Here is a 5,972-nt window from a genome sequence, read left to right as displayed (position 1 = left end):
GAGGGTTAAGTCGTAACAAGGTATCCGTAGGGGAACCTGCGGATGGATCACCTCCAAGTTAGAACACTGGCTGGCATCTGCCCAGACCATACCTTTAAATTTCCTTTTTTTATAATGTTCTTGTTTCGGTGATTCGGTGTCGATTGAAGATAAGGCTGAGGAAATTCAGCAGGGTATTGAGCGAAGGTTTTCCAGCATCGGGAAGGGTAAATACGCAAGGATCCTTCGAATGGCCAGGAAACCTACAAGGGATGAATACATAAAGGTACTGATCATTACTGCTGTTGGCCTCCTTATAATAGGTGGGGTTGGCTTTATAATATACCTGATCATGGACGTTTACTTCAAGATACCTTAAGGTGAAGCTTATGGAGAATGCCAAGGAATATGAATGGATATCATTCGATGCCCCAGAACGCTTGGAGGCAGGTGCGGGGGAATCGATAAATCTAAGATTCAGCGTAAAGAATATTCAGAATGTAAAGAGAAAATTCCGCTTTACGGCAGAGTACAGCATACAGGAGAACGATAACACCGTAGACTGGAAATCGGTCTTCAACATCAGCAAGAAGAACGAGATCTCGATGGTCGGCAGCGGAAAATTTCAGGATGATGTGGACATAGATCCGCTCAAATCAAAGAATTTTGATATAACGATACAGGCACCGAAGGGTGCATATCCAAACGATACCCTTAAGATACACTTCTCCGTGGAATCGGAGGACGGCGTTCACAGCTTTTCCAGAGACGTGAGCATTGTGCTCAGGCCAGTGATCGTCGCTCTGAAGACCACGGTTGGATCGGAAATACAGGTTGCGATAGATCTGAATAACAGGGCCGAGAAAGACCGGGAAGACAGATCTGAGGGCGGCAACAAGGCGCCCAGCGAAGTCTATGCCATAATGGCACCATACGAGATAAAGGGCTATATTTTCGTCGAGACGATGCATCCGGATAGGATATCGTATCTGGCCAGGGACATAAGGGGATACAAAGGCATGGTGTCCGGAAAGATAGATCTGGAGGAGATAGCCCATTACCTGACGCCAAAGCCGGCGGTTTCAGGCCTTGAGCTTGGATCCCTCGTTGAACTGGTGGAAGGGCCGTTCAAGGGAGAAAAGGCGAAGATCATATCCATAGATTCTGTTAAAGAAGAGGTCACCGTGCAGCTCGTGGAAAGCATGGTGCCCATACCTGTGACCGTGAAGGCAGAATCCATAAGGCAGCTAAAATGAAATGAAGCTCAAGAGCCTCTCAAAGGATGATCAGTCAAGGATAAAGAAGAGATTTCAGGATCTCTTCTCAGATCCGGAGAGGATTATCCCGGAACTGCTGGATTCTTCAATATTCTGCCCCATCGAATCATACAGGAAGAAGATCCGGCGAATGAAGGAGAGGGGTGATTTTTCATATTCAGGATCGGACAGTTTTCTATCAGCCATATCTGAAACCTTCAGCGCCATCAAAACAGATATACCCATCATGGGTGTGCTTAAGACGCCCTATGGAAGCCTGAGCTACGTCAAACGGGGAAACGTTGACGATCGCGTTCTTGCAGGCGTACAGAACTGGGATAACGATGTATGGAGGATGTTCTCATTCTACAATCTGGTCATGTCGAAGAATCTGCGCATATTTTCCTCAAAGAACTATTACCTTGCGTCATGCAGGGGTGCACCGCCCCCCGTTGAGTTCATCCAGGATGCCCTCAGCGAGGACGGCATAAGGTTTGAGATCTTGGATTCCTCCATCCATATCGGAAGGCAGGATCCGTCTTTCACCATAACCATAATGTCAGCCGTCAGACTGGTGGTTCATGCGGATTCCAAGTACAGGACAGGGTTTTCACTCCTGCGACACATGCTCATGAGAAATCCGCAGGAAGACATCGATTTAACGTCAGATTTTCTGGACTGCGCCGGATCGGACGATCGCGGCCTCCTGGGCAGATACCTCTCCGGCGATCTGGACGATAGGCACTTGCTAGACCAGATCGTTTCCATGAGGAAGTCTAAGGTCATAAGATCCGGATATTACGGTATAGGATCCACATGCTACGACAGCCTGGATTCTTTCATATCTGCGATAGACGGCGCGCAGGAATATGCGGAGTTTCTCAGGGACTACGGATCTGGAATTTACCTTGAGTCCCCGTCCCTGGCGAAGCTGATGGAGATAGTCTGGCCAGATATTGGCGATCGCATATCCGAGACTGTGATAGGTAAGCCATCCAGAAGCTTCGCCGAGATGGTCGCGGCCAGATCGCAGGCTGAGAATGAGGTAAAACTGGACTTCATCCCATGGTCGGAGGACTCCAGGTTTCTGGCAGATCTCATACGTGCATACAGATCGAACGGTCTTCAACCAGCGGTGATGGAGATGAAGGACAGGGCGAAGAACCACGTGCAGAGATCAATACTCTATGCATTCACGGTCGGCATAGGTGGAACATCTGTCGGATACCTGTTCGATGATGACGACAGGAAGCTGGGCATGGAGATTTCCGATTACGTACGTGGATTGGCCAATTCGGAAAACGTGGATGAGAACATACGGAGGATAAGGGCGTATATACCATGACATCAAAACATTTCATATCGAAGAAGGAAGCGAAGAGGATCTGGGAATCAATGGCGGCCTATGGTATCGACATATCGGGCGAGAACCTTGAGGTGGCAACGCTGAAATCAATCTCCGCCTATTACATCGGTGGAAAGCCAATGATATTCCAGAACGAGAGGATAATCCCGAGCGTATACCTGCTCAACTACAGAAACCCATCCAAGAACATCGTAACAGTTGATGAAGGAGCTGAGCCCCATATACTCAACGGAAGCGACGTATTTGCTCCTGGCATAGTGTCCATGGATTCGAACATACGGAAAGGCGATATGGTATTCATAAAAAGCATAAAGGGATATTTCATCGCAGTGGGCCTGGCTGAAATGGATGCGGATGAGATCATGAAGACGAGAAAGGGCAGGGCAGTGCACATAATACACTTCCCTGGCGATGATATGATCAGGGCTTTTTCCTAGATCAGATGTATTTCAGCCACTCCATAATCGGATCATCGTCCGTCAGGTCGTTGTAGGTTGTGCCGAAGCTGCTTATGGTCTCGAACCTGTAGAAGTATACGATGCCGTTCTGGATCTTTCCGTACATTATGTGCTCAACTGGAAGATTATCCGGCAGATGCGGTATTGCCTCAGGAAAATTTGGAGAAAAGTGCACTTCCACGTCGTCCCCCTTCACAACGAGGGAGTAGGAACCGTTGGCCTGGATATAGGCCTTTAGCCTCTTGAAATCTATATTTGGTTTCATACACGCATCAATTTATTCTTGATATTTAAGGGCATCTGGGTATTTTGGCAGGATAATATACTTGATACCGGAGGCATATATCAATGCAGCAGCCTCGAAAACACAGCATCAGTAATATATGGCTATATCCATCGTCGCCATGTTGTTCCAGCTTGGAGGATTGATCAACAGCACTGTATATTCGCCGGAAGGTATGTGGCCTTTATCCACCATGACCTCCGAGAAGAGCAGATGGTTTGAAGCGATCATTATAAGCGCCCTTAGAGCGTAGCTGCTGTTCACCGCGATTAGCTGGACGTCTACAGCTGTGAAATTCTCCCTGAGTTCGGATATAAACAGGCCCGCATGGCTATGTGAAATCATCATGATTGCGAAATCGGACGTGGCGATTATGTTGGAATATTCGATCACATTGAAGTTGCTGAAATATCCTGCCGCGTTGTAGTCTTTTTCCATTATCTCCATGTATGCAAAATGGTAAACACCGTCAAACCTCATAACAGACTCCTGTGATCTGTAGACAGCATACAGCGAACCAGTTGCCACTTTCACGATGATAACGGATATCTCATCGCTCTTCCGTCTTTCGCCATAACTATGCTGATCAATGATACGCTTAAAAGATAAAAAAGGTTGTCCTGATAGAAATACCGGGGCTTGTTTCAGCAATTGAGGTCCACCGCCTGCGCCCGGTGATGCGGAAACGATGAGCGCTTGAATGGCGGAGGAGGGTCGAAGATCAATCCGATCAAACATTTTTTATATACACACGTATATCTGAATCATGCTGAACAGGATCTATGTTATCCCGCATGGCGATGAGATAATTGACAGGGAAACGCGGGAGGATCAGGCCATGCACGATGCAATAGCGAGGTACACTGCCGGAGACGATTCAGATACCTTCGTCGTGGTGAGTCCGCATGGGATAGTTCTTGACAGTTACATAGCCGTAACTTATTCTAAGATCATAAATGGATACTACCGCACAAAGAAGCATGTTCTGAGAAAGAGATACGAGAACGCGGTTGATCTTGTTGACATGCTCGCTGTGCACGAAGCTGTACAGAGGCTTCGCTGTATCACTCTTTCTGGCAACTACCCGTGCTTTTTGGATTTCGGTTCGATAATACCTCTAACCTTCTTCAGGCCAAAGCGCATAGTGGCCATTGGCGAGCCAAGATTGCTCTCGAAGGAAAGAATAGAGTCATTTGCTGAGCATCTTGTCTCGGTCTCCGAGAAATATACTGGAAAGATAAGCATCATAGTAAGTGCGGATCAGGCCCATACGCACAGTCCTGAAGGGCCATACGGATATTCAGATATGGCGGAATACTATGATGAAATGGTTATAAAAAGCATAGATTCAGGTGATTTTGCAGCACTTTACAGGATGCAGCAGGCCGTCATTGATGAAGCGAAGCCGGATAGCTACCAGAACATGATAATGCTGAAGAGAATGCTGGAGGTAACAGGCAGAAGGATGAAGGTGCGCTACTATTATGTAGCGAAATACTTCGGAATGGCCTTCGCCTCAGAATCAGGTAATGAAAAATGATGCCTGAATGCCAGTTCAGGCTATCCTCTTCTTTAGATCCTCTATTGCGGATACATCCTGTGGATCGATGCCCCTGAGCCTTGCCAGATGGTACGTTATGTAATCGCCCACGTGTATGAGGTAAAACGATCTCGCAAACAACGATGTCCCTCTCACATCTATCTTCTTGAACTGAGTCCCAGTTATCTTCTGCGTCACCTCTATACGCTTCCTTATCCTCTCATCTTCTGAATCGAACGCCATGAAGTAGAACTCGTCCTTGCGATAGGTATCCCTCAGCGGCATGGTATCGTTGTGATTCAGCTCTGAGAAGTAGCTGGAATATGCAAGCACCTTGGCATTCTCGTTGAACTGTGTCTTCCATCTGTAGGCTATGGATCTAAATGGGCTTGCACCGTAGATGACTGGTATCCTTCTTCCAGCAAATATCTCCGTTGCGATATTCTCCTGAACGGTGTTGTTTGCATCAAGATCAGCCAAGATCCTTGAGGCCTCATCTACATCGTCTGGAGACGGCTTAATAAACGTGTTTATTATCGGCATGGTCAGATAGCCCACGGCAGATCTTGGCTGCAGGCCAGATGGTATCTTTATAGTATCTATGCCCATTTCACCAAGTTTCCCTCCAGAAGTAATGGCATGCACCTTTGCACCCTTCTTCATTGCAGCCTCTACGGCACTCAGCGTTTCTTCCGTGTTGCCAGAATAGCTTACGGCTATGAATTCAGTATTCTCATCCACGAAATTTGGGATGCTGTAGTCATCTGAAACGAATACGGGCTTATCGGAATACATCTCCGAGAAGATCCTTCCAGCTATGCCAGATCCACCCATTCCCGCTATAACTATATTGCTGAAACTGTCAACCTTGAAGAATTCACCAAATTTAACCTGGTCTTTCAGCGTCTTCAGCTCATCACGAAATTCCATGAAATGAGATCGAAGCATTCCTATTATAGGTTATGCCAGAATTAAAAGAGAAGTTAGGGGTTTGGAGGAAGCTGTAAATCTCAACAGCTTTAGCGATGAGACACACGGACTTCTCACAATAAATAGAAAGATCTATAAATAATCTCATCATATCTATAGA

General features: G+C 46.8%; 8 protein-coding genes and 1 rRNA gene. 6 read left to right on the top strand and 3 right to left on the bottom strand.

The genetic code is table 11. The features are described 5' to 3' along the window. The 5 genes from Q0C15_RS01135 to Q0C15_RS01115 form a co-directional block, all read left to right on the top strand. A 16S ribosomal RNA gene (locus tag Q0C15_RS01135) occupies positions 1–56 on the top strand; the annotation flags it as partial. 80 nt (positions 57–136) lie between these two features. Beyond that, positions 137–358: a protein translocase SEC61 complex subunit gamma gene (locus tag Q0C15_RS01130; RefSeq protein WP_110642669.1), complete on the top strand. Its 222-nt coding sequence runs from the start codon at positions 137–139 to the stop codon at positions 356–358. A 10-nt stretch (positions 359–368) separates the two neighbouring features. Next, positions 369–1,235 carry a transcription elongation factor Spt5 gene (locus Q0C15_RS01125; RefSeq protein ID WP_297215117.1) on the top strand — a complete coding sequence of 289 codons (867 nt, stop codon included), beginning with the start codon at positions 369–371 and terminating at the stop codon, positions 1,233–1,235. A gap of 1 nt (position 1,236) precedes the next feature. Beyond that, positions 1,237–2,580, top strand: coding sequence for a hypothetical protein (locus Q0C15_RS01120; RefSeq protein WP_297215115.1), 1,344 nt, complete (start codon positions 1,237–1,239; stop codon positions 2,578–2,580). Next, positions 2,577–3,038, top strand: coding sequence for a DUF1947 domain-containing protein (locus Q0C15_RS01115; RefSeq protein WP_297215113.1), 462 nt, complete (start codon positions 2,577–2,579; stop codon positions 3,036–3,038). The genes Q0C15_RS01120 and Q0C15_RS01115 overlap by 4 nt, the downstream gene beginning before the upstream one ends. 1 nt (position 3,039) lies before the next feature. On the opposite strand, the gene Q0C15_RS01110 is transcribed toward Q0C15_RS01115, so the two are convergent. Both Q0C15_RS01110 and Q0C15_RS01105 read right to left on the bottom strand, forming a co-directional pair. Further along, positions 3,040–3,324 carry a hypothetical protein gene (locus tag Q0C15_RS01110; RefSeq protein WP_110642663.1) on the bottom strand — a complete coding sequence of 95 codons (285 nt, stop codon included), beginning with the start codon at positions 3,322–3,324 and terminating at the stop codon, positions 3,040–3,042. 108 nt (positions 3,325–3,432) lie between these two features. Beyond that, positions 3,433–3,822: a hypothetical protein gene (locus tag Q0C15_RS01105; protein ID WP_297215111.1), complete on the bottom strand. Its 390-nt coding sequence runs from the start codon at positions 3,820–3,822 to the stop codon at positions 3,433–3,435. A gap of 286 nt (positions 3,823–4,108) precedes the next feature. Between Q0C15_RS01105 and Q0C15_RS01100 the strand changes: the two genes are divergently transcribed. Continuing rightward, positions 4,109–4,882 carry a hypothetical protein gene (locus Q0C15_RS01100; RefSeq protein WP_297215109.1) on the top strand — a complete coding sequence of 258 codons (774 nt, stop codon included), beginning with the start codon at positions 4,109–4,111 and terminating at the stop codon, positions 4,880–4,882. 15 nt (positions 4,883–4,897) lie between these two features. On the opposite strand, the gene Q0C15_RS01095 is transcribed toward Q0C15_RS01100, so the two are convergent. Next, complete coding sequence (locus Q0C15_RS01095) at positions 4,898–5,812, bottom strand: bifunctional phosphoglucose/phosphomannose isomerase (protein WP_297215107.1); 915 nt, start codon at positions 5,810–5,812, stop codon at positions 4,898–4,900. Positions 5,813–5,972: the final 160 nt, after the last annotated feature.

Origin of the sequence: Thermoplasma sp., assembly GCF_023256435.1 — an archaeon.
Taxonomy (GTDB): Archaea; Thermoplasmatota; Thermoplasmata; order Thermoplasmatales; family Thermoplasmataceae; genus Thermoplasma.
Note: the sequence above shows the minus strand (reverse complement) of the source record. Positions and strands in the feature narration are given on the sequence as shown.

Coding starts and splice junctions, on each gene's coding strand:
- Q0C15_RS01125 (WP_297215117.1), top strand. CDS start 369: ATGGAGAATGCCAAGGAATATGAATGGATATCATTCGATGCCCCAGAA.
- Q0C15_RS01120 (WP_297215115.1), top strand. CDS start 1,237: ATGAAGCTCAAGAGCCTCTCAAAGGATGATCAGTCAAGGATAAAGAAG.
- Q0C15_RS01115 (WP_297215113.1), top strand. CDS start 2,577: ATGACATCAAAACATTTCATATCGAAGAAGGAAGCGAAGAGGATCTGG.
- Q0C15_RS01110 (WP_110642663.1), bottom strand. CDS start 3,324: ATGAAACCAAATATAGATTTCAAGAGGCTAAAGGCCTATATCCAGGCC.
- Q0C15_RS01105 (WP_297215111.1), bottom strand. CDS start 3,822: ATGAGGTTTGACGGTGTTTACCATTTTGCATACATGGAGATAATGGAA.
- Q0C15_RS01100 (WP_297215109.1), top strand. CDS start 4,109: ATGCTGAACAGGATCTATGTTATCCCGCATGGCGATGAGATAATTGAC.
- Q0C15_RS01095 (WP_297215107.1), bottom strand. CDS start 5,812: ATGGAATTTCGTGATGAGCTGAAGACGCTGAAAGACCAGGTTAAATTT.